At 53.8% G+C, this 22,101-nt stretch carries 21 protein-coding genes; 13 read left to right on the forward strand and 8 right to left on the reverse strand.

Translation table 11 applies throughout. The features are described 5' to 3' along the window. The first annotated feature begins 2 nt into the window (after window positions 1-2). The 9 genes from lpxA to tilS all read left to right on the forward strand — a co-directional run bounded on the left by lpxA (window position 3) and on the right by tilS (window position 12,970). Window positions 3-791, forward strand: a complete 789-nt coding sequence (gene lpxA / locus ACLD11_RS16950; protein ID WP_000565952.1) for an acyl-ACP--UDP-N-acetylglucosamine O-acyltransferase — start codon at window positions 3-5, stop codon at window positions 789-791. Then, window positions 791-1,939, forward strand: coding sequence for a lipid-A-disaccharide synthase (gene lpxB, locus ACLD11_RS16955; RefSeq protein WP_000741216.1), 1,149 nt, complete (start codon window positions 791-793; stop codon window positions 1,937-1,939). The genes lpxA and lpxB overlap by 1 nt, the downstream gene beginning before the upstream one ends. Further along, complete coding sequence (rnhB, locus tag ACLD11_RS16960) at window positions 1,936-2,532, forward strand: ribonuclease HII (RefSeq protein WP_350389664.1); 597 nt, start codon at window positions 1,936-1,938, stop codon at window positions 2,530-2,532. Before lpxB ends, rnhB begins: the two co-directional genes overlap by 4 nt. A 23-nt stretch (window positions 2,533-2,555) precedes the next feature. Continuing rightward, the gene (gene dnaE, locus ACLD11_RS16965; RefSeq protein ID WP_001294832.1) at window positions 2,556-6,038 is read left to right on the forward strand and encodes a DNA polymerase III subunit alpha; all 3,483 of its coding nucleotides are present in this window, start codon (window positions 2,556-2,558) and stop codon (window positions 6,036-6,038) included. A 12-nt stretch (window positions 6,039-6,050) separates the two neighbouring features. Beyond that, a complete protein-coding gene (accA, locus tag ACLD11_RS16970; protein ID WP_411015144.1) occupies window positions 6,051-7,010 on the forward strand; it encodes an acetyl-CoA carboxylase carboxyl transferase subunit alpha in 960 nt (319 codons plus the stop codon). Window positions 7,011-7,189: 179 nt separating this feature from the next. Continuing rightward, entirely contained in the window at window positions 7,190-8,953 is a 1,764-nt protein-coding gene (locus tag ACLD11_RS16975) for a chitinase (RefSeq protein WP_000524168.1), read from the forward strand. 75 nt (window positions 8,954-9,028) lie between these two features. After that, complete coding sequence (gene ldcC / locus ACLD11_RS16980) at window positions 9,029-11,170, forward strand: lysine decarboxylase LdcC (protein WP_411015145.1); 2,142 nt, start codon at window positions 9,029-9,031, stop codon at window positions 11,168-11,170. A gap of 55 nt (window positions 11,171-11,225) precedes the next feature. Continuing rightward, window positions 11,226-11,615 (forward strand): VOC family protein, encoded by a 390-nt coding sequence (locus tag ACLD11_RS16985; protein ID WP_000901088.1) that lies wholly within the window; start codon window positions 11,226-11,228, stop codon window positions 11,613-11,615. Between the two features lie 62 nt (window positions 11,616-11,677). Next, window positions 11,678-12,970, forward strand: coding sequence for a tRNA lysidine(34) synthetase TilS (gene tilS / locus ACLD11_RS16990; RefSeq protein ID WP_076726075.1), 1,293 nt, complete (start codon window positions 11,678-11,680; stop codon window positions 12,968-12,970). Window positions 12,971-13,053: 83 nt separating this feature from the next. Here tilS and rof read toward each other — a convergent pair whose 3' ends face one another. Both rof and ACLD11_RS17000 read right to left on the reverse strand, forming a co-directional pair. Further along, window positions 13,054-13,314: a Rho-binding antiterminator gene (gene rof, locus ACLD11_RS16995; RefSeq protein WP_000062330.1), complete on the reverse strand. Its 261-nt coding sequence runs from the start codon at window positions 13,312-13,314 to the stop codon at window positions 13,054-13,056. Beyond that, window positions 13,301-13,501: a YaeP family protein gene (locus ACLD11_RS17000; protein WP_001518678.1), complete on the reverse strand. Its 201-nt coding sequence runs from the start codon at window positions 13,499-13,501 to the stop codon at window positions 13,301-13,303. Before ACLD11_RS17000 ends, rof begins: the two co-directional genes overlap by 14 nt. A 197-nt stretch (window positions 13,502-13,698) precedes the next feature. Between ACLD11_RS17000 and ACLD11_RS17005 the strand changes: the two genes are divergently transcribed. From ACLD11_RS17005 to nlpE, 3 genes are read left to right on the forward strand one after another with little or no spacing between them, the layout of a single operon-like run. Continuing rightward, window positions 13,699-14,244, forward strand: coding sequence for a YaeQ family protein (locus ACLD11_RS17005; RefSeq protein WP_001185319.1), 546 nt, complete (start codon window positions 13,699-13,701; stop codon window positions 14,242-14,244). Further along, window positions 14,241-14,663 carry an alternative ribosome rescue aminoacyl-tRNA hydrolase ArfB gene (gene arfB, locus ACLD11_RS17010; protein ID WP_023206495.1) on the forward strand — a complete coding sequence of 141 codons (423 nt, stop codon included), beginning with the start codon at window positions 14,241-14,243 and terminating at the stop codon, window positions 14,661-14,663. The genes ACLD11_RS17005 and arfB overlap by 4 nt, the downstream gene beginning before the upstream one ends. Before the next feature lie 31 nt (window positions 14,664-14,694). After that, on the forward strand, window positions 14,695-15,396 hold the full coding sequence (gene nlpE, locus ACLD11_RS17015) for an envelope stress response activation lipoprotein NlpE (RefSeq protein WP_023203651.1): 702 nt from the start codon (window positions 14,695-14,697) through the stop codon (window positions 15,394-15,396). Between the two features lie 73 nt (window positions 15,397-15,469). Here the strand turns inward: nlpE and proS are convergent, their stop codons facing one another. The 6 genes from proS to metN all read right to left on the reverse strand — a co-directional run bounded on the left by proS (window position 15,470) and on the right by metN (window position 21,057). Continuing rightward, entirely contained in the window at window positions 15,470-17,188 is a 1,719-nt protein-coding gene (gene proS / locus ACLD11_RS17020; RefSeq protein WP_001260687.1) for a proline--tRNA ligase, read from the reverse strand. A gap of 110 nt (window positions 17,189-17,298) precedes the next feature. Then, complete coding sequence (gene tsaA / locus ACLD11_RS17025; RefSeq protein ID WP_000093988.1) at window positions 17,299-18,006, reverse strand: tRNA (N6-threonylcarbamoyladenosine(37)-N6)-methyltransferase TrmO; 708 nt, start codon at window positions 18,004-18,006, stop codon at window positions 17,299-17,301. Then, window positions 18,003-18,407: an Rcs stress response system protein RcsF gene (rcsF, locus tag ACLD11_RS17030; RefSeq protein WP_001202315.1), complete on the reverse strand. Its 405-nt coding sequence runs from the start codon at window positions 18,405-18,407 to the stop codon at window positions 18,003-18,005. The genes tsaA and rcsF overlap by 4 nt, the downstream gene beginning before the upstream one ends. A gap of 118 nt (window positions 18,408-18,525) precedes the next feature. Then, window positions 18,526-19,341, reverse strand: a complete 816-nt coding sequence (metQ, locus tag ACLD11_RS17035; RefSeq protein WP_000874215.1) for a methionine ABC transporter substrate-binding lipoprotein MetQ — start codon at window positions 19,339-19,341, stop codon at window positions 18,526-18,528. A gap of 38 nt (window positions 19,342-19,379) precedes the next feature. Further along, on the reverse strand, window positions 19,380-20,033 hold the full coding sequence (locus tag ACLD11_RS17040; RefSeq protein ID WP_001287482.1) for a methionine ABC transporter permease MetI: 654 nt from the start codon (window positions 20,031-20,033) through the stop codon (window positions 19,380-19,382). Continuing rightward, the gene (metN, locus tag ACLD11_RS17045) at window positions 20,026-21,057 is read right to left on the reverse strand and encodes a methionine ABC transporter ATP-binding protein MetN (RefSeq protein ID WP_000594021.1); all 1,032 of its coding nucleotides are present in this window, start codon (window positions 21,055-21,057) and stop codon (window positions 20,026-20,028) included. Before metN ends, ACLD11_RS17040 begins: the two co-directional genes overlap by 8 nt. Before the next feature lie 189 nt (window positions 21,058-21,246). Between metN and gmhB the strand changes: the two genes are divergently transcribed. Then, window positions 21,247-21,813, forward strand: coding sequence for a D-glycero-beta-D-manno-heptose 1,7-bisphosphate 7-phosphatase (gmhB, locus tag ACLD11_RS17050; RefSeq protein WP_001140158.1), 567 nt, complete (start codon window positions 21,247-21,249; stop codon window positions 21,811-21,813). Window positions 21,814-22,101: the final 288 nt, after the last annotated feature.

Genomic DNA, 22,101 nt, shown 5'->3' on the forward strand with positions numbered 1-22,101 from the left:
TCGTGATTGATAAATCCGCCTTTATTCATCCTACCGCCATTGTGGAAGACGGCGCTGTAATTGGCGCTAATGTCCACATTGGTCCCTTTTGTATTGTTGGGCCGCAGGTCGAAATTGGTGAGGGAACCGTACTGAAGTCTCATGTGGTCGTGAATGGTCAAACCAAAATCGGCCGCGACAACGAGATTTATCAGTTTGCCTCCATCGGTGAAGTGAACCAGGATCTGAAATATGCGGGTGAGCCGACCCGTGTGGAAATTGGCGATCGTAACCGCATCCGCGAAAGCGTCACCATTCATCGTGGTACAGTGCAGGGCGGTGGGTTGACGAAGGTGGGTAGCGATAACCTGCTGATGATCAATGCGCATGTCGCACATGATTGTACGGTAGGTAATCGCTGTATCCTCGCCAACAACGCCACGCTGGCGGGGCACGTATCAGTCGATGATTTTGCGATCATCGGCGGTATGACGGCAGTTCATCAATTCTGCATTATCGGTGCGCATGTGATGGTCGGCGGCTGCTCCGGCGTGGCGCAGGATGTCCCTCCGTATGTGATTGCGCAGGGTAACCATGCGACGCCGTTCGGGGTAAATATCGAAGGGCTGAAGCGTCGCGGCTTTAGCCGTGAAGGGCTGGTGGCGATTCGTAATGCCTACAAACTGTTGTACCGCAGTGGTAAAACGCTCGACGAAGCGAAGCTGGAAATCGCTGAACTTGCTGAAAAGCATCCGGAAGTGAAGGCGTTTACCGAGTTCTTTGAGCGTTCAACGCGCGGTCCGATTCGTTAATGGCGGCACAGCGTCCTTTAACGATTGCCCTGGTCGCCGGTGAAACGTCCGGCGATATTCTTGGCGCAGGCTTAATTCGTGCGCTGAAAGCGCGCGTACCCAACGCCCGCTTTGTGGGCGTTGCGGGGCCGCGTATGCAGGCCGAAGGGTGTGAAGCCTGGTACGAAATGGAAGAGCTGGCGGTCATGGGCATTGTTGAAGTGCTCGGTCGTTTACGCCGTTTGTTGCATATCCGCGCCGATCTGACCCGTCGTTTTACCGAACTCAAGCCCGATGTCTTTGTCGGGATTGATGCCCCTGACTTCAACATTACCCTCGAAGGTAATCTGAAAAAGCAAGGGATTAAGACCATTCATTATGTCAGCCCGTCTGTTTGGGCCTGGCGACAGAAACGCGTTTTCAAAATAGGCAGATCCACCCATATGGTGTTGGCTTTTCTGCCTTTCGAAAAAGCGTTTTACGATAAATTTAACGTCCCGTGCCGCTTTATCGGTCACACCATGGCGGATGCAATGCCGCTGGACCCGGATAAAAATGCGGCGCGCGACGTGCTGGGTATCCCGCATGACGCCCATTGTCTGGCGCTACTGCCAGGCAGCCGTGGCGCGGAAGTGGAAATGCTCAGCGCCGACTTCCTGAAAACCGCACAATTGCTGCGACAGCGCTATCCCGATCTGGAAGTGGTAGTGCCGCTGGTGAACGCGAAACGCCGCGAGCAGTTTGAAAAAATTAAAGCGGAGGTTGCGCCGGATCTCGCCGTTCATTTGCTGGACGGCATGGCGCGCGAGGCGATGATCGCCAGCGACGCGGCTCTGCTGGCCTCGGGTACGGCGGCACTGGAGTGTATGCTGGCAAAATGCCCGATGGTAGTGGGGTATCGTATGAAGCCCTTCACTTTCTGGCTGGCGAAACGTCTGGTAAAAACGGAGTATGTGTCTTTGCCTAACCTGCTGGCGGGAAGAGAATTAGTCAAAGAGCTGTTGCAGGAAGAGTGCGAACCGCAAAAACTCGCCGAAGCGCTGTTGCCGCTACTGGCGAACGGTAAAACCAGCCATGCGATGCACGACACCTTCCGTGAATTGCATCAGCAGATCCGCTGTAATGCCGATGAGCAGGCGGCAGATGCCGTCCTGGAGTTAGCACAATGATCGAATTTGTTTATCCACACACCCATTTAGTGGCGGGTGTGGATGAAGTGGGCCGTGGCCCGCTGGTGGGCGCCGTAGTGACCGCCGCCGTGATCCTCGATCCGGCTCGTCCGATCGCCGGTCTGAATGATTCCAAAAAATTGTCTGAAAAGCGTCGTCTGTCATTGTATGACGAGATTAAAGAAAAGGCGTTAAGCTGGAGTCTGGGACGCGCGGAAGCGCATGAAATTGATGAGCTGAATATTTTGCATGCCACCATGCTCGCCATGCAGCGCGCTGTCGCTGGTCTTCATATTGCGCCAGAATATGTGCTGATCGACGGCAATCGCTGTCCGGCGCTGCCTGTGCCGTCAATGGCCGTGGTGAAAGGCGACAGCCGCGTGGCGGAGATTAGCGCGGCGTCTATTCTGGCGAAAGTCACCCGCGATGCAGAAATGGCGGCGCTGGATATCGTTTTTCCTCAGTATGGCTTTGCGCAGCACAAAGGCTATCCAACCGCTTTTCATCTGGAAAAGTTGGCACAGTATGGCGCGACGGCGCACCACCGACGCAGTTTTGCGCCTGTTAAACGCGCTCTGGGACTTGTGTCCTGATTCTTGTATCGAGAAATCTGAAGATGTCTGAACCACGTTTCGTTCACCTGCGGGTGCACAGCGACTACTCTATGATCGATGGGCTGGCGAAGACCGGGCCGCTGGTGAAAAAGGCGGCCTCATTAGGTATGCCTGCGCTGGCGATCACCGATTTTACCAACCTCTGCGGTCTGGTGAAGTTCTACGGAGCGGGTCATGGCGCGGGCATTAAACCCATCGTCGGGGCGGACTTTAACGTTCACAACGAACTGCTGGGAGATGAGCTGACTCATCTGACGGTACTGGCGGCGAATAATACGGGATACCAGAACCTGACGTTGCTGATCTCGAAAGCGTATCAGCGCGGCTACGGCGCGGCAGGCCCGATTATCGAGCGCGACTGGCTGGTAGAGCTTAAAGAAGGTTTGATCCTGCTTTCCGGCGGGCGCATGGGCGACGTAGGCCGCTGTCTGCTACGCGGCAACCAGGCGCTGGTGGAGGAGTGCGTTGCTTTCTATGAAGCGCATTTCCCCGATCGCTACTTCCTGGAACTGATCCGTACCGGCAGACAGGATGAAGAGACCTATCTCCATGCTGCGGTTGAACTGGCTGAGGCACGTGGTTTGCCGGTTGTCGCGACAAACGATGTCCGTTTTCTTGAAAGCGATGATTTTGACGCCCATGAAATTCGTGTCGCGATCCACGACGGTTTCACCCTTGACGATCCTAAGCGTCCGCGCAATTACTCGCCGCAGCAATATATGCGCAGCATCGATGAGATGTGCGAGCTGTTCGCCGATATTCCGGAGGCGCTGGAAAATACGGTGGAGATTGCCAAACGCTGCAACGTAACGGTGCGTCTGGGTGAATATTTCCTGCCGCAGTTCCCGACCGGCGATATGACCACCGAAGATTATCTGGTCAAAAAATCGAAAGAGGGGCTGGAAGAGCGTCTGGCTTTCCTGTTTCCGGACGAAGAAGAGCGCAAAAAGCGTCGCCCGGAATATGACGAGCGTCTGGATATTGAACTACAGGTTATCAACCAGATGGGGTTCCCTGGCTACTTCCTCATCGTGATGGAGTTTATCCAGTGGTCAAAAGATAACGGCGTGCCGGTAGGGCCGGGACGTGGTTCCGGGGCTGGTTCGCTGGTGGCCTACGCGCTGAAAATTACCGACCTTGATCCGCTGGAATTTGACCTGCTGTTCGAACGTTTCCTGAACCCGGAACGTGTCTCGATGCCTGACTTCGACGTTGACTTCTGTATGGAGAAACGCGACCAGGTGATTGAGCACGTCGCAGACATGTACGGGCGTGATGCAGTATCGCAAATTATCACCTTCGGTACGATGGCGGCGAAAGCCGTTATCCGCGATGTGGGCCGCGTGCTGGGGCATCCGTACGGTTTTGTCGATCGTATCTCGAAGCTGGTGCCGCCCGATCCGGGCATGACGCTGGCAAAAGCCTTTGAAGCGGAACCGCAACTGCCGGAAATTTACGAGGCGGACGAAGAGGTCAGAGCGCTGATCGATATGGCGCGTAAGCTTGAAGGTGTCACGCGTAACGCCGGTAAACACGCTGGTGGCGTGGTCATCGCGCCGACCAAAATTACCGACTTTGCGCCGCTGTACTGCGATGAAGAGGGCAAGCATCCGGTTACCCAGTTTGATAAAAGCGACGTGGAATATGCCGGACTGGTGAAGTTCGACTTCCTCGGTTTGCGTACGTTGACTATCATCAACTGGGCGCTGGAGATGATCAACAAGCGGCGCGAGAAAAACGGCGAGCCGCCGCTGGATATCGCCGCCATTCCGCTGGACGATAAAAAAAGCTTCGACATGCTGCAGCGCTCGGAAACCACGGCGGTCTTCCAGCTTGAATCGCGCGGTATGAAAGACCTGATCAAGCGTCTGCAGCCGGACTGCTTTGAAGATATGATCGCGCTGGTGGCCCTGTTCCGTCCCGGTCCGTTGCAGTCCGGGATGGTAGATAACTTTATCGACCGTAAGCACGGTCGTGAAGAACTCTCTTACCCGGACGTTCAGTGGCAGCATGAAAGCCTGAAGCCGGTACTGGAGCCGACCTACGGCATCATTCTGTATCAGGAACAGGTGATGCAGATTGCCCAGGTACTTTCCGGGTATACTCTCGGCGGCGCGGATATGCTGCGTCGTGCGATGGGTAAGAAAAAGCCGGAAGAGATGGCCAAACAGCGTTCCGTTTTTGAAGAGGGCGCGAAAAAGAACGGTATCGACGGCGAACTGGCGATGAAAATCTTTGACCTGGTGGAGAAATTCGCCGGTTACGGGTTTAACAAATCGCACTCCGCCGCTTATGCGCTGGTTTCTTATCAGACGCTATGGCTAAAGGCGCACTATCCGGCTGAATTTATGGCGGCGGTGATGACTGCCGATATGGACAACACCGAGAAGGTCGTCGGCCTGGTGGACGAGTGCTGGCGGATGGGACTGAAAATTCTGCCGCCGGATATTAACTCCGGATTGTACCATTTCCACGTTAACGATGAGGGCGAGATCGTCTACGGCATCGGCGCGATCAAAGGCGTCGGCGAAGGGCCGATCGAAGCGATCATCGACGCGCGTAATCAGGGCGGCTATTTCCGCGAACTGTTTGATCTGTGCGCGCGGACCGACACCAAAAAGCTCAACCGCCGGGTGCTGGAAAAGCTGATCATGTCCGGGGCGTTTGACCGCCTGGGGCCGCACCGCGCCGCGCTGATGAACTCATTGGGCGATGCGCTGAAAGCCGCCGACCAGCACGCCAAAGCGGAAGCTATCGGTCAGGCGGATATGTTCGGCGTACTGGCGGAAGAGCCGGAGCAAATCGAGCAATCCTATGCCAGCTGCCAGCCGTGGCCGGAGCAGGTGGTGTTAGATGGGGAACGTGAAACGTTGGGGCTGTACCTGACGGGCCACCCCATCAATCAGTATTTAAAAGAAATTGAGCGCTATGTCGGCGGGGTAAGGCTCAAAGACATGCATCCGACAGAACGTGGTAAAGTCACCACGGCTGCGGGGCTCGTGATTGCCGCAAGGGTTATGGTCACCAAGCGCGGCAATCGTATCGGCATCTGTACGCTGGATGACCGTTCCGGACGTCTGGAAGTGATGTTATTTACCGACGCGCTGGATAAATACCAGCAGTTGCTGGAAAAAGACCGCATACTTATCGTCAGCGGACAGGTCAGCTTTGATGACTTCAGCGGGGGGCTTAAAATGACCGCCCGCGAAGTGATGGATATTGACGAAGCTCGCGAAAAATACGCTCGCGGGCTTGCTATCTCGCTGACGGACAGGCAAATTGATGACCAGCTTTTAAACCGACTCCGTCAGTCTCTGGAACCCCACCGCTCGGGGACCATTCCAGTACATCTCTACTATCAGAGGGCGGATGCGCGTGCGCGGCTGCGTTTTGGCGCAACGTGGCGTGTCTCTCCGAGCGATCGTTTACTTAACGATCTGCGTGGCCTCATTGGTTCGGAGCAGGTGGAACTGGAGTTTGACTAATACAGGAATACTATGAGTCTGAATTTCCTTGATTTTGAACAGCCGATAGCAGAGCTGGAAGCGAAAATCGATTCTCTGACTGCGGTAAGCCGCCAGGATGAGAAACTGGATATTAATATCGATGAAGAAGTCCATCGCCTGCGCGAAAAAAGCGTAGAACTGACGCGCAAAATCTTCGCCGATCTCGGCGCATGGCAGGTAGCCCAACTGGCGCGCCATCCGCAGCGTCCGTACACCCTGGATTATGTCCGTCTGGCGTTTGATGAGTTTGATGAGCTGGCGGGCGATCGCGCCTATGCTGATGACAAAGCCATCGTCGGCGGTATCGCGCGTCTGGAAGAGCGACCGGTGATGATCATTGGTCATCAGAAAGGTCGTGAAACCAAAGAAAAAATTCGTCGTAACTTTGGCATGCCAGCGCCGGAAGGCTACCGCAAAGCACTGCGCCTGATGGAAATGGCTGAACGCTTCAACATGCCGATTATCACCTTCATCGACACCCCGGGCGCTTACCCTGGCGTGGGCGCGGAAGAGCGTGGTCAGTCTGAAGCTATCGCCCGCAACCTGCGTGAGATGTCTCGTCTGAACGTACCGGTCATCTGCACCGTGATTGGCGAAGGCGGCTCCGGCGGCGCATTGGCGATTGGCGTGGGTGATAAAGTGAATATGCTGCAATACAGCACCTATTCCGTTATCTCCCCGGAAGGTTGCGCTTCTATTTTGTGGAAGAGCGCCGACAAAGCGCCATTGGCTGCTGAAGCGATGGGCATCATCGCGCCGCGTCTGAAAGAGCTGAAGCTAATCGATTCCATCATTCCGGAGCCGCTGGGCGGCGCGCACCGTAATCCGGAAGCGATGGCGGCGTCGCTAAAAGCGCAGCTGCTGGAAGATTTAGCCGATCTCGATGTGTTAAGCACCGATGATTTAAAAAACCGTCGTTACCAGCGTTTGATGAGCTACGGTTACGCCTAATCATTTACCTCATTTTTCCCAGGAGGCCGGATAATCCGGCCTCTTTTTTTTGGACGAGGAAAAATGAGATGCCGATGAGTTGATGTGATTAAACGCAACAGCATGTTCTCCCTGACACTGTAGCAACTGCCAGGCGTGTGGCCAGGGCAGGCAGTGAACTACCCTTCAAGGAGAAAATTATGGGATTGCAAAAAACACTGGCGCTCAGCGCCGTGGCGGCAGGAATCATGTTGAGCTTATCCGGTGCGCAGGCCGCGCCGCTGCTTAGCAGTAGTGAGCCAATGACCATCAACGCCAGCGATCTGGCGGCGAAAGAGAAAGCGCTGACGGATTTTCCGTTAATGGAGGCAGTGAAATCCTCTATCCAGACGTTGGATAACAGCGCGGTCGAACAAATCGAACCGGGGCGCGCCGCTAACCCGGCAAACGTAAAACGCGTTGAAAGTATTCTGAAAGAGGCCGACTGGGATTATCTGTTCCCGATGCGCGCACCGGAATACACTTACTCTAACTTCCTGAAAGCGATAGGTAAATTCCCGGCGGTTTGTGGTACCTACACCGATGGACGCGATAGCGACGCTATCTGCCGTAAAACCCTGGCTACTATGTTTGCGCATTTTGCCCAGGAGACGGGCGGTCACGAAAGCTGGCGTGACATTCCGGAATGGCGTCAGGCGCTGGTCTATCTGCGCGAAGTCGGCTGGACAGAAGGGCAGAAAGGCGGCTACAACGGCGAATGTAACCCGGATGTATGGCAGGGCCAGACCTGGCCGTGCGGTAAAGATAAGGATGGCGATTTCCTCAGCTATTTTGGTCGCGGGGCAAAACAGCTTTCTTATAACTACAACTATGGGCCTTTCTCTGACGCGATGTATGGCGACGTTCGCCCTCTGCTGGATAAACCCGAGCTGGTGGCGGATACCTGGATGAACCTGGCGAGCGCCGTCTTCTTCTTTGTGTATCCGCAGCCGCCGAAGCCGTCTATGCTACATGTGATTGACGGTACCTGGCAGCCAAACGATCGCGATAAAGCAAACGGCCTGGTATCAGGTTTCGGCGTCACCATTCAAATCATCAATGGCGGCGTGGAGTGCGGCGGCGCAGATGAGAATGCGCAGTCGCTTAACCGCATCGCCTACTACAAAGAGTTTGCCAACTACCTGAAAGTGCCGGTGCCGGCGGACGAAGTGTTGGGCTGTAAAAAGATGAAGCAGTTCGATGAAGGCGGCGCTGGCGCGTTACCGATCTATTGGGAACAAGACTGGGGCTGGAGCGCCGATACTGCGGACGGTAAAACCTATTCCTGCCAGTTAGTGGGATATCAGACGCCGTATACCGCCTTTAAAGAGGGCGACTACACGAAATGTGTACAGCATTATTTCAACGTTAATGTCGTCGATGATAACGGAACCACTGAACCGGATGTCACGCCAACTCCGGCGCCAGTGACGGATGAAAACGTGGCGCCAGTCGCGCGCATTGCCGGGCCGGTCGGGGCGGTGGAAGCTGGTAGCCCGGTTTCACTCAGCGCGGAAGGATCGACCGACGCGAATGGCGACAAGCTCACCTATACCTGGATGTCGCAGGATGGCAAAACGCTGAGCGGCCAGGATAAAGCCGTTGTGATTTTCAACGCGCCGGATGTCACTCAGAACACCCAGTATGTGGTGAATCTGACCGTTAGCGACGGTACGCTCTCCAGTACAGCGGTTTATACGCTGAATGTGAAAGCGAAGGCCGCCGCTGCGGATGACGAAGATAAGACCACCAGCTATCCTGCCTGGAGCAGCAGCCAGAAATGGAATCCGGGCGACATCGTCAACAGTAATGGCGCATTGTACCAGTGCAAACCGTTCCCGGAAGGCTCATGGTGTAATGTTGCGCCTGCCTACTATGAGCCCGGCGTAGGGATTGCCTGGGCCGATGCATGGAACGCATTGTAATAAGATAAATCCTGTCGGTGCTTTGCATCGGCAGGATTGTTACTATGCTTATCTCAGGTTTTTTCAGGAGAAAGCATGAACATCATCGCCATTATGGGGCCGCACGGGGTTTATTATAAAGATGAACCCATCAAGGAGCTTGAGCGTGCATTACAATCCCTGGGATTTCAAATTATCTGGCCGCAAAATAGCGTTGACTTGTTGAAGTTTATTGAACATAACCCGCGCATCTGCGGCGTTATTTTTGACTGGGATGAATACAGTCTCGACCTTTGTAGCGAAATCAACCAGCTAAATGAATACCTTCCTCTCTACGCCTTTATCAATACCAACTCCACGCTGGACGTTAGCGTTCACGATATGCGCATGGCGCTGTGGTTTTTTGAGTATGCATTGGGGCTGGCTGAAGATATCGCGACGCGCATTCATCAATATACAAACGAATATCTCGATAATATTACGCCGCCGTTTACCAAAGCGCTGTTTACCTACGCCAAAGAAGGAAAATATACCTTTTGTACGCCGGGTCATATGGCGGGAACGGCGTATCAGAAAAGCCCGCCAGGCTGTCTGTTTTATGACTTTTTTGGCGGCAATACCTTAAAGGCCGATGTGTCGATTTCGGTGACTGAACTGGGATCGCTGCTGGATCACACCGGGCCGCATCTGGAAGCGGAAGAGTATATCGCCCGTACTTTTGGCGCCGAGCAGAGTTATATGGTGACGAACGGTACGTCGACCTCGAATAAAATTGTCGGTATGTATGCCGCGCCTGCGGGAAGTACGCTACTTATTGATCGTAATTGCCATAAATCGCTGGCGCATTTGCTGATGATGAGCGATGTGGTGCCTCTCTGGTTGAAGCCGACGCGCAATGCGCTCGGTATTCTCGGCGGTATTCCTAAGCGTGAATTTACCCGCGACAGCATTGCGCGTAAGGTGGCGGAAACCGCGCAGGCGCAATGGCCGGTTCATGCGGTTATCACCAATTCTACTTACGATGGTCTGTTGTATAACACTAACTGGATCAAGCAGATGCTGGACGTTCCCTCGATCCATTTTGATTCCGCCTGGGTACCCTATACCCATTTCCATCCGATCTACCAGGGGAAAAGCGGGATGAGCGGCGATCGGGTGCCCGGAAAAGTGATTTTCGAAACGCAATCCACCCATAAAATGCTGGCGGCTTTTTCGCAGGCGTCGCTTATTCATATCAAAGGGGAATATGACGAAGAGACGTTTAACGAAGCGTTTATGATGCACACTTCCACATCGCCGAGCTATCCCATTGTCGCCTCTATCGAAACCGCAGCGGCGATGCTGCGCGGCAATCCAGGGAAAAGATTGATTAATCGTTCGGTGGAGCGGGCGCTCCATTTTCGTAAAGAGGTACAGCGGCTACGTGAAGAGTCCGATAGCTGGTTCTTTGATATCTGGCAGCCGGAAGAGGTTGATGAGGCCGAATGCTGGCCGGTCACGCCGGGAGAAACCTGGCATGGCTTCGCCGATGCCGATGACGATCATATGTTCCTCGATCCGGTTAAGGTGACAATCCTGACGCCGGGAATGGATGAACAGGGCAACATGAGCGAAGAGGGGATACCCGCCGCGCTGGTGGCGAAGTTCCTCGATGAGCGAGGCGTGGTGGTGGAAAAAACCGGGCCGTATAATCTGCTGTTTTTGTTCAGCATAGGGATTGATAAGACCCGTGCGATGGGGCTGCTGCGCGGACTGACAGAATTTAAACGGGCCTACGATCTTAACCTGCGCGTCAAAAATATGTTGCCGGATCTGTATGCGGAAGATCCGGATTTTTATCGCAATATGCGCATTCAGGATCTGGCGCAGGGGATCCATAAACTGATCCGCCAGCACGATCTTCCGGGGCTGATGTTGCGGGCGTTCGAGGTTTTACCGGAGATGATCATGACCCCGCACCAGGCCTGGCAGCGTCAGATCAAAGGCGAGGTGGAAACCGTGGCGCTCGATCAACTGCCAGGGCGCGTTTCCGCGAATATGATCCTGCCTTATCCGCCAGGCGTTCCGCTGTTGATGCCCGGCGAGAGGATCACGCAACAGAGTCGGGCCGTGCTCGATTTTCTGCTGATGCTCTGCTCGATTGGCCAGCATTATCCCGGTTTTGAAACGGATATTCACGGCGCGAAACGGAATGGAGACGGGGTGTACCAGGTACGAGTCTTAAAACACGCCTGTTAGCTTGCCTGACGGGAATGTGACGAGTAACGTACTGATAATCAATAAAGGAGACGCTATGCTGGGATTAAAACAGGTTCATCACATCGCGATCATTGCGACAGACTATGCGGTGAGCAAGGCGTTTTACTGCGATATTCTGGGGTTCGATCTGCTAAGCGAAGTCTGGCGGGAAGAGCGTGACTCGTGGAAGGGCGATTTGGCACTAAACGGGCAGTATGTGATTGAGCTTTTCTCTTTTCCCTTCCCTCCGGCGCGTCCAAGCCGACCTGAAGCCTGCGGCCTGCGCCATCTGGCTTTCAGCGTGGAAAATGTGGAAAACGCCGTTGCGCATCTGGAAAAGCATCAGGTTAAGTGCGAACCGATACGCATCGATCCGTATACCGGGAAGCGCTTTACTTTTTTCAACGATCCGGACGGTTTACCGCTTGAGCTGTATGAGCAGTAAGGCTTGTCATTAAGACGCTCGCCAGGTAACGTTGCCGGGCTAAGTCACTATAAGCATGGATCATGACCACTCTCACGTTGAATACCTCGTTACTCTCTTCTCGCCGTATTCTGGCTGCCTTTAGCGGTGGCCTGGATTCTACGGTGCTTCTGCATCAACTGGTGTTGTGGCGAGAACGCCATCCTGACGTCACGCTGCGTGCTATCCATATTCATCACGGTTTAAGCCCTCATGCTGATAGCTGGGTGCGGCATTGCGAAACCGTATGCGAACGCTGGCAGGTTCCGCTGGTAGTGGAGCGGGTGACGCTGGCAGATAATGGCCTGGGTATCGAGGCCCATGCGCGTGAAGCGCGCTACCGGGCGTTCGCACAGACGCTATTGCCTGGTGAAGTGCTGGCAACCGCGCAGCACCTTGACGATCAGTGTGAAACATTCCTGCTGGCGTTAAAGCGCGGCAGCGGTCCGGCCGGACTTTCCGCGATGGGAGAATGCTCGCCTTTTGCCGGAACTCTGCTTCTTCGCCCGCTGTTGAGAGAAACGCGGAAGACGCTGGAACAGTGGGCTGTGCGTCATGGCTTATGCTGGATTGAAGATGAAAGCAATCAGGATGACGCCTACGATCGCAATTTCTTACGCCTGCGCGCGCTTCCGCTCTTGCAGCAGCGCTGGCCGCATTTTCCTGCGGCGGTAGCCCGTAGCGCGACGCTCTGCGCCGAGCAAGAAAGGCTGCTGGACGAGCTTCTGGCCAGCGATCTTACGGACTGTATCACGGCGGAGGGAACATTGCGGCTCTCTCCATTAATGTCGATGAGCGATGTACGGCGGGCGGCGATTTTGCGTCGCTGGCTGGCGATGCGTAATGCGCCGATGCCCTCTCGCGACGCGCTGGAACGTATCTGGCAGGAGGTGGCGCTGGCGCGCGACGATGCCTCTCCCTGTTTACGCTTTGGCGATCACGAGATTCGCCGTTATCAGTCGCAACTGTGGTGGATTAAATCCGTGGCCGGACAACACGAAACGACGGTCGCCTGGCCCGCCTGGCAAACACCGCTGGCGCTGCCTGCCGGCTTAGGGACGGTACAGCTCGTTCCTGGGGGCGAACTGCGCCGACCGCGAGAGGAAGAATCCGTCAGCATTCGGTTTAAAGCGCCAGGGTTGCTACACATTGTGGGACGTCACGGCGGACGTAAATTAAAGAAAATCTGGCAGGAGCAGGGGATCCCGCCCTGGCGACGAGACACCACGCCGCTGTTGTTTTACGGCGAAACGCTGATTGCGGCTGCGGGTGTTTTTGTGACGCGTGAGGGAGCTGCAGAAGATAAAGAAGGGGTGAGTCTGGTTTGGCATGCCTGATGGCGCTGCGCTTATCAGGCCTACGTATCGCATGGAACGTAGGCCGGATAAGGTGCTTGCACCACCATCCGGCAACAAAATACTCAGGATTCGCTAACTACCACGGTACCAATTTCCGGGTGGCTGAAACTGGCGATTTTATCGAGACGAAGTTCACAAGACTCGCCGGAAACCTCGGCAAGCAGATACTCTACGTTTTTACGTAAGATCAAATCGTTCGCTTTTGCCTGCAAAACCTCGCCATCTTTTAACGTTAGCGTCAGTATTAAATGATGCATGCAGGCAAGCTCAAGACTATCGTAGTCATCGCAATTAATGGGTTGATACGTTTCATTCATTGACATAATCGCTCACCAGTAAGTTCGCGGCAGCATAAGCTGCCTTTTCCCTGACCGACTCTGAAAGGGCGCTATCTGCCGCCACTTCATTAAGCACTTTCAATACACAACCCAGCGCATCCGGGACATACCCTAAGTCTCCGCTGGCGATTTCCGCATACCGCTTGCGTACTAACTCACAATATTTTTCCACATGCCCTCCTGTCAGCATTCTGACTTAACCGTGGATGCAAGTCTAAGCCTACGAAGTTAAATCTTGTTTAGCAAGGTGACTATACCATACTCATTTGCGCAATATCAGCGCCTGACGCGAGTGGGTAAAAGATTCGTTAACAGCCTTTTAGCGCGGTTTTCGCTACAATGGGCGCCTGATTCGAAAGGAGTTTTCTCATGGCGCTTAAAGCGACAATTTATAAAGCCGTCGTCAATGTGGCTGACCTTGATCGCAACCGGTTTCTGGATGCGGCATTGACGCTGGCGCGTCACCCTTCTGAAACGCAGGAGCGCATGATGCTGCGCCTGTTGGCATGGATAAAATATGCTGATGAACGGTTGCAGTTTACACGCGGGCTCAGCGCGGAAGATGAGCCGGAGGCCTGGCTGCGCAACGATCATCTGGGCATCGATCTCTGGATAGAGCTGGGGCTGCCGGATGAGCGCCGTATTAAGAAAGCCTGTACTCAGGCAAGCGATGTCGCGCTCTTTGCTTATAACTCCCGGGCGGCGCAAATCTGGTGGCAGCAGCATCAAAGCAAGTGCGCGCAGTTCGCTAACCTGTCCGTCTGGTATCTGGATGACGGGCAACTGGCGCAGCTCAGTGAATTTGCCGATCGTACCATGACGCTACAGGCGACGATTCAGGACGGCGCAATCTGGCTTTCTGATGCTCGGAATAATCTGGAAATACAGCTAACCGCCTGGCAACAGCCCTCATGATTGCCATCTCCCGGACGGTCTCCATAGCCGATGATGAGCTGGAAATTACGGCCATTCGCGCGCAGGGCGCGGGTGGTCAGCACGTAAATAAGACCTCTAGCGCGATTCATTTGCGCTTTGACATTCGGGCCTCTGGCCTGCCAGAGTATTATAAACAGCGTTTGCTGACGGCCAGCCACCATCTGATAAGCGATGATGGCGTCATTATCATTAAGGCGCAGGAGTTCCGGAGCCAGGAGCTCAACCGGGAAGCGGCTATCGCCAGGCTGGTTGCCGTCATAAAAGAATTAACTGCGGAGCAGAAAAGCCGTCGCGCAACCCGTCCGACGCGTGCCTCGAAAGAGCGCCGTTTGTCCTCAAAGGCGCAAAAATCTTCTGTAAAGGCGCTTCGCGGTAAAGTTCGTCGTCCACTGGATTGACGGGCAGGAATAGCAATTTCATAAGGATTTTATGGTGAGAACAGCAATATTGTCAGTAGCGGCAGCCTGTACGCTATTTGCATTGATAGGGTGTAATAACCGTGCGGAAGTTGACGCCCTGCAACCTGCGCAGGCGGCGGAATTAAAACCCATGCAGCAAAGCTGGCGCGGCGTGCTGCCCTGTGCGGATTGTGAAGGTATTGAAACGTCACTGTTTCTGGAAAAAGACGGCACATGGGTGATGAACGAGCGCTATCAGGGCGTGCGCGAAGAACCTTCCTCTTTTGCGTCATACGGTACCTGGGCGCGGACGGCGGATAAACTGGTGTTAACCGACAGCAATGGCGAGAAATCGTATTATCGCGCGAAAGGCAATGCGCTGGAGATGCTCGACAGAGAAGGCAATCCGGTGGCTTCGCAGCTTAATTATACGCTTGTGCCTGTTACCGCCAGCCTGCCGGTAACGCCAATGCCGTTGCGTGGTATGTATGTATACAGGGCCGATGCGGCGACCTTTACCGATTGTGCGACCGGAAAACGGCTGCCGGTCGCCAGTAACGCCCAGCTTGAGCGCGGCTATTTGACGGCGAAAGGTGAAGCGGAAAAACCGGTGCTGCTGACGGTAGAAGGGCATTTTGTGTTTGCCGCGAACCCGGACACGGGCGAGCCGGTAAAAATGCTAATAGCCGATAAAAATGCGAAGTTTACGCCGGGTAAAGATTGCACTCACTAATAAAAGGCCTCGCAGGGTGCGAGGCCTTTACATATCTGCCGGATGGCGCCGGGCAATCCCAACAAAATGTCGTTTAGCCTTTAATCGCCTTGACCAGATAATCAACGATATCGCCGGTTTTAATCAGCGATTTTTCACCGCTACGACGGTATTTATACTCAATATCGTCGTTATCCAGGTTGCGATCGCCAATCACGATAGTATGTGGAATACCAATCAGCTCCATATCGGCAAACATCACGCCCGGGCGCTCTTTACGGTCGTCCATCAGCACTTCAATGCCCTGCGCGCGCAATTCGCTGTACAGCTTTTCCGCCAGCTCCTGCACACGGAAGGATTTGTGCATATTCATCGGCAGAATAGCGACCTGGAAAGGCGCAATGGCGTCAGGCCATACAATGCCGCGCTCGTCAAAGTTCTGCTCGATAGCCGCGGCAACGACACGTGTTACGCCGATACCGTAACAGCCCATTGTCAGGATCTGGTTACGGCCATCTTCACCCTGAACGGAGGCTTTCAGCGCTTCTGAGTACTTGGTTCCTAACTGGAAGATGTGACCCACTTCGATACCGCGTTTGATAAGCAACGTTCCCTGACCATCCGGACTCGGATCGCCGGCGACTACGTTACGGATGTCGGCAACAACAGGCGTCGCCACATCGCGATCCCAGTTAATACCAAAGTAGTGTTTACCGTCGATGTTGGCGCCAGCGGCAAAATCGCTCATGGCGGCAACGGTGCGATCGATGATGACCGGAATCGGCATATTGACCGGGCCGAGGGAGCCAGGGCCGGCATTAATCACGGCGCGAATCTCTTCTTCGGTAGCGAAGGTCAGCGGGCTGGCAACCTGCGGCAGTTTTTCCGCTTTAACTTCATTCAGTTCATGATCGCCGCGGACCAGCAGAGCCACCAGCGGAGACTTGCTGTCTTTCACCGCTTTCACCAGCAGCGTTTTTACCGTTTTTTCAATTGGCAGGTTGAATTGTTCCACCAGCTCCGCGATGGTTTTGGCATTTGGCGTATCGACCAGAGTCATTTCCTGCGTCGCCGCTGCGCGCGGCGTTTGCGGCGCGATAGCTTCTGCCAGTTCAATGTTAGCCGCGTAATCAGAAACATCAGAGAAAACGATATCGTCTTCGCCGCTTTGCGCCAGCACCTGGAATTCATGCGAGGCGTTGCCGCCGATAGAACCGGTATCGGCCTGTACCGCGCGGAAATCCAGCCCCATACGGCTGAAGATACGGCTATACGCGGCGTACATGGCGTCATAGGTTTCCTGCAACGACTCCTGAGAGGTGTGGAAAGAGTAAGCATCTTTCATCAGGAATTCGCGCGAACGCATCACGCCAAAGCGCGGACGCACTTCATCACGGAATTTGGTCTGGATTTGGAAGAAGTTCAGCGGCAACTGCTTATAAGAGCTGAGTTCATTACGCACCAGATCGGTGATAACTTCTTCGTGGGTCGGGCCGAGTACGAACGGACGCTCGCCACGGTCGACAAAACGCAGCAGTTCCGGACCATACTGTTCCCAACGACCACTCTCTTGCCACAGGTCGGCTGGCTGAACGACTGGCATCGACACCTCGATAGCACCGGCGTTGTTCATCTCTTCACGCACGATGTTTTCGACTTTTTTCAGGACGCGCAGGCCGGTCGGCAGCCAGGTATATAACCCGGAGGCGAGCTTGCGGATCATCCCGGCGCGCAGCATCAGCTGGTGGCTGATAACCTCGGCGTCGGCAGGTGTCTCCTTCAGAGTGGAGAGCAGGTATTGGCTAGTACGCATGTTGTTACGGTTCCAGTTGAACGATCGAACAGGCTCAATGTGAGCCTGATACAAAAAAAGTGATTTAGTTTACCAGCGTGCAAGAGATGTCAAAAGAGAAGGGCGTGAAATTACCGTGGTTCCAGCGCAAACACTTCAAATCCGGTGTTAACCACACGCCAGCGCACGTTAAAATCATGCAGCCAGACGGCATAGGTTTTGCCCGTCTCTTCACCCTTACGATAAGCCGGGCGAGGATCTTGCGCCAGCACATCGCAAATAAATGTCCGTAGCTGCGGATAACGCCTTTCCAGCGTCGTAAGCTGTTGAGCCACCTCAGCGGTAAAACTCACGGGCATTTCAGCTATCGGCGCCTGTTGTGCATAGCTGGCGGCGGCGTCCGGTAAGGCTTCGGCAAACGGTAAATACGGTTTGATATCCACCACCGGCGTGCCATCCACCAGATCCAGACTGCCTAATTTCAGAATTACGCTCTCTTTCCGGCACTCGATACCTTTTAGCGCAACGAGCGACATGCCAATCGGATTGGGGCGGAATGTGGAGCGCGTGGCAAAAACGCCCATTCTGGCGTTACCGCCAAGACGGGGTGGACGAACTGTTGGCCGCCAGCCGCCGTCCATCGTCTGATGAAAAACGAAAAGCACCCACAAATGGCTGAAAGCTTCCAGGCCGCGAACGGCATCGGCCTGATTGTAAGGCGCTATCAGATGCAGTTCGCCGCAGGCGCTTTTGACCAGACCGGGCTGGCGCGGAACGGCGAATTTTTCTTTATAGGGGGAGCGAATAACGCCGATTTGTTCAAACTGAAAGCTGCTCATTTCGCCGAAATATTCAGGGCGGACCCGATACAAACCGCCTGACGGTAGCAGCCTGGCGTGCCGCTGGTAATTTCACAGCTGTGCAGCAGGACGGCGTTGGCTTTCATTTTAGATGCATTAATCTGCATACGCTTGCGCGCAGTTGGAATGTTAGGCGGAGAGTCTTGATTTGTCGCCTGGCAGGATTCGCCGCTAACCTCGCCAAGATCGCGGAAAGGTTTGCCGACTAAGTCTTCAGCATTGGTGTAAATCCTGACGGGAGCGGCACGCGGCGCTTTAGGTTTCTCCGGCTCCGCTTTTGGCGGGGTTGCGGTGCTTTGAACAGGTTCAACAGGGGATCTGCTTAGCATGGAACAACCGCCCAGCATGAGTGCCAATAAACAGATCGGTAAAGCACGCATAATATTTCCTCAATGAATGTTCTAATTGCCAGATATTGAATCAGGAGCTTGCATAAATGACAAGACGGGCAATAGCCCGTCCTGAATAATATTACAGATTGTGGAATCAGCCTAAAACTTACCAGCCTTTCACCGCGCCGCCATTAAAAACTTTATTTGCGGCTTCGTACACTTCATCAGACTGGTAAGCCTGAACGAATTTTTTCACATTCTCGGCGTCTTTGTTATCTTCACGCGTCACGATCAGGTTAACGTACGGAGAATCTTTATCTTCAACGAAGATACCGTCTTTCGCTGGCGTCAGGCCAATCTGGCTGGCGTATGTCGTATTGATGACCGCTAACGCGATCTGCGCGTCATCCAGCGAACGCGGCAACTGCGGCGCTTCCAGCTCAACAATTTTCAGATTTTTCGGGTTTTCGACGATATCCAGCGAGGTAGGAAGCAGACCGACGCCGTCTTTCAGCTTAATCAGCCCTACTTTTTGCAGCAGCAGCAGGGAACGACCAAGGTTGGTCGGGTCATTAGGCACAGCGACCTGGGAACCGTCCTTGAGCTCATCCAGAGATTTAATTTTTTTGGAATATCCTGCAATGGGATAGACAAAAGTCTTACCTACAGAAACCAGTTTGTAGCCGCGATCTTTGATTTGCTGATCCAGATACGGTTTGTGCTGGAAGGCATTGGCATCGATATCGCCTTTGCTCAGCGCTTCATTAGGCAGAACATAATCATTAAAGGTCACCAATTCCACGTCCAGGCCGTATTTTTCTTTCGCGACTTTCTGCGCGACTTCGGCAACTTGCTGCTCTGCGCCAACGATTACGCCGACTTTAATATGATTCGGATCTTTTTCATCCTGACCGCAACCTGCAAGTGCCAGAGAACCAATCAGAGCACCCACTGCCGCAAAGGTTTTGAATTTGAACGCCATGCTTATTTCCTTAATGAGTATTTGTGTTGTGTTTAACGTTACTTATGCGTGACAGCCCTGACGATGCGATCGCCGGATAACTGAATTAAATAAACCAGAACGACGAGTAATACCAGCACCGTATTCATCACGGTAGCATTGTATCCAATATAACCGTACTGATAGCCGATTTGACCGAGGCCGCCTGCGCCGACGGCGCCGCCCATTGCGGAGTAACCGACCAGGGTGATCAGTGTAATGGTTGCCGCATTCACCAGACCAGGCAGCGCTTCCGGTAAAAGGATTTTACGTACAATTTGCAGCGGCGTGGCACCCATCGCTCGCGAGGCTTCAATCAGCCCGGCAGGGATCTCTAATAACGCATTTTCCACCATACGGGCGATAAAAGGCGCGGCGCCGACGGTCAGCGGTACAATCGCGGCCTGCAAACCAATGGAGGTGCCGACAATTATTCGGGTAAAAGGAATCATCCACACCAGCAGGATGATAAAGGGAATCGAGCGGAAAATATTGACCACCGCAGAAAGGGCGCGATACAGCCTGGCGTTCTCCATAATCTGCCCCGGGCGCGTAACATACAGCAATACGCCAACCGGCAGGCCAATCACGAAACCGAAGAAACCGGAGACAAAGGTCATCGCCAGCGTTTCCCAGACGCCACGAACCAGTAACCACATCATTGCCTCAGACATAACCCAGTACCTCTACTTTCACATGGTGATCCTGCAGCCAGGCAATTGCGGCTTGCGTCTCTTCTTGTGTGCCGTGCATTTCCGTTAGCATAATGCCGAACTTCACACCGCCCGCGTAATCCATCTGCGCGCTGATAATATTATTGTTCACGTTGAAACGACGCGCGGTTTCAGAAAGCAGCGGGGCATCCACAGACTGCCCGGTGAACTCCATGCGCAGCATCGGCACGCTGTCAGTTTCCGGCGACGCTTTCAAACGCGCCTGGTAATCTTCCGGAATGTCCAGGTGCAGAGTGGACTGAATAAACTTCTGCGCCAGCGGCGTTTTAGGATGCGAGAAGACTTCGCTGACCGTATCCTGCTCAATAAGCTCGCCATTACTGATGACGGCAACACAGTCGCAGATACGTTTCACGACATCCATTTCATGAGTGATAAGCAGAATCGTCAACCCCAGACGACGGTTGATATCTTTCAGCAATTCCAGAATCGAACGGGTCGTCGCGGGATCAAGCGCGCTGGTGGCTTCATCGCACAGCAACACTTTTGGATTACTGGCTAACGCGCGGGCAATCGCGACACGCTGTTTCTGACCGCCGGAAAGATTTGCCGGATAGCTGTCGTGCTTGTCGCCAAGACCGACTAAATCCAGCAGCTCTGTGACACGGCGTTTGATCTCTTCCTTTGGTGTGTTATCCAGTTCCAGCGGCAACGCGACGTTGCCAAACACGGTACGGGAAGAGAGCAGGTTAAAATGTTGGAAAATCATGCCGATTTGACGGCGAGCTTTGGTCAACTCAGACTCTGAAAGCGTTGTCAGCTCCTGACCGCCGACCTGAACGCTACCTTCGGTTGGGCGTTCAAGTAAGTTAACGCAGCGGATAAGCGTACTTTTACCGGCGCCGGAGGCGCCAATGACGCCATAAATCTGCCCGGCAGGCACGTGCAGGCTGACATTATTTAGCGCCTGAATGGTGCGCGTCCCCTGCTGGAACACTTTGGTAATATTCGAAAGTTTAATCATTGGTTATTTATTATCGTAATTAAGTTAGCCGTGGCATTTTCGTCTGTCTAATACGGTCAACGCCGTCAACAGAATGGATGTTAAGGCATCCAGACGTCTAAATCAATCAGGCTTTATACGATGAGCACTTTCTTGCCTGCTGAAACATGCGATACTAGCGCCACTTGCTTTACTCAGGAGCTATAAAAGGTGGCAAAGTCTGTACCCGCAATTTTTCTCGACCGTGACGGCACCATTAATGTGGATCACGGCTACGTACATGAAATCGATGCATTTGAGTTTATAGACGGTGTTATTGACGCGATGCGCGAGCTAAAAAAAATGGGCTATGCGCTGGTGGTGGTGACGAACCAGTCCGGAATCGCGCGCGGCAAATTCACTGAGGCGCAGTTTGAAACGTTAACCGAATGGATGGACTGGTCGTTGGCGGATCGCGATGTTGATTTGGACGGCATCTATTATTGTCCTCACCATCCGCAGGGCAGCATAGAAGAGTTCCGTCAGGTATGTGATTGCCGCAAGCCGCATCCAGGAATGCTTATCTCGGCGCGTGATTTCCTGCATATCGATATGGCTGCCTCTTATATGGTGGGAGACAAGCTGGAAGATATGCAGGCGGCAGCGGCGGCAAATGTCGGGACAAAAGTGCTGGTGCGTACGGGTAAACCGGTCACGGCAGAAGCAGAAAACGCGGCGGACTGGGTGTTAAACAGCCTTGCCGACCTGCCATCAGCGATAAAAAAGCAGCAAAAATAAGCGTTATGGATAAAAGATGAGCGGTTAAAACAAAAATGCATTTTTCCGCTTGTCTTCCTGAACCGACTCCCTATAATGCGCCTCCATCGACACGGCGGATGTGAATCACTTCACACAAACAGCCGGTCGGTTGAAGAGAAAAATCCTGAAATTCAGGGTTGACTCTGAAAGAGGAAAGCGTAATATACGCCACCTCGCGACGGTGAGCTGAAAGCCGCGTCGCACCTGCTCTTTAACAATTTATCAGACAATCTGTGTGGGCACTCGAAGATACGGATTCTTAACGTC

Source organism: Salmonella sp. 741265116_PST (assembly GCF_046567715.1).
Lineage (GTDB): Bacteria > Pseudomonadota > Gammaproteobacteria > Enterobacterales > Enterobacteriaceae > Salmonella > Salmonella enterica.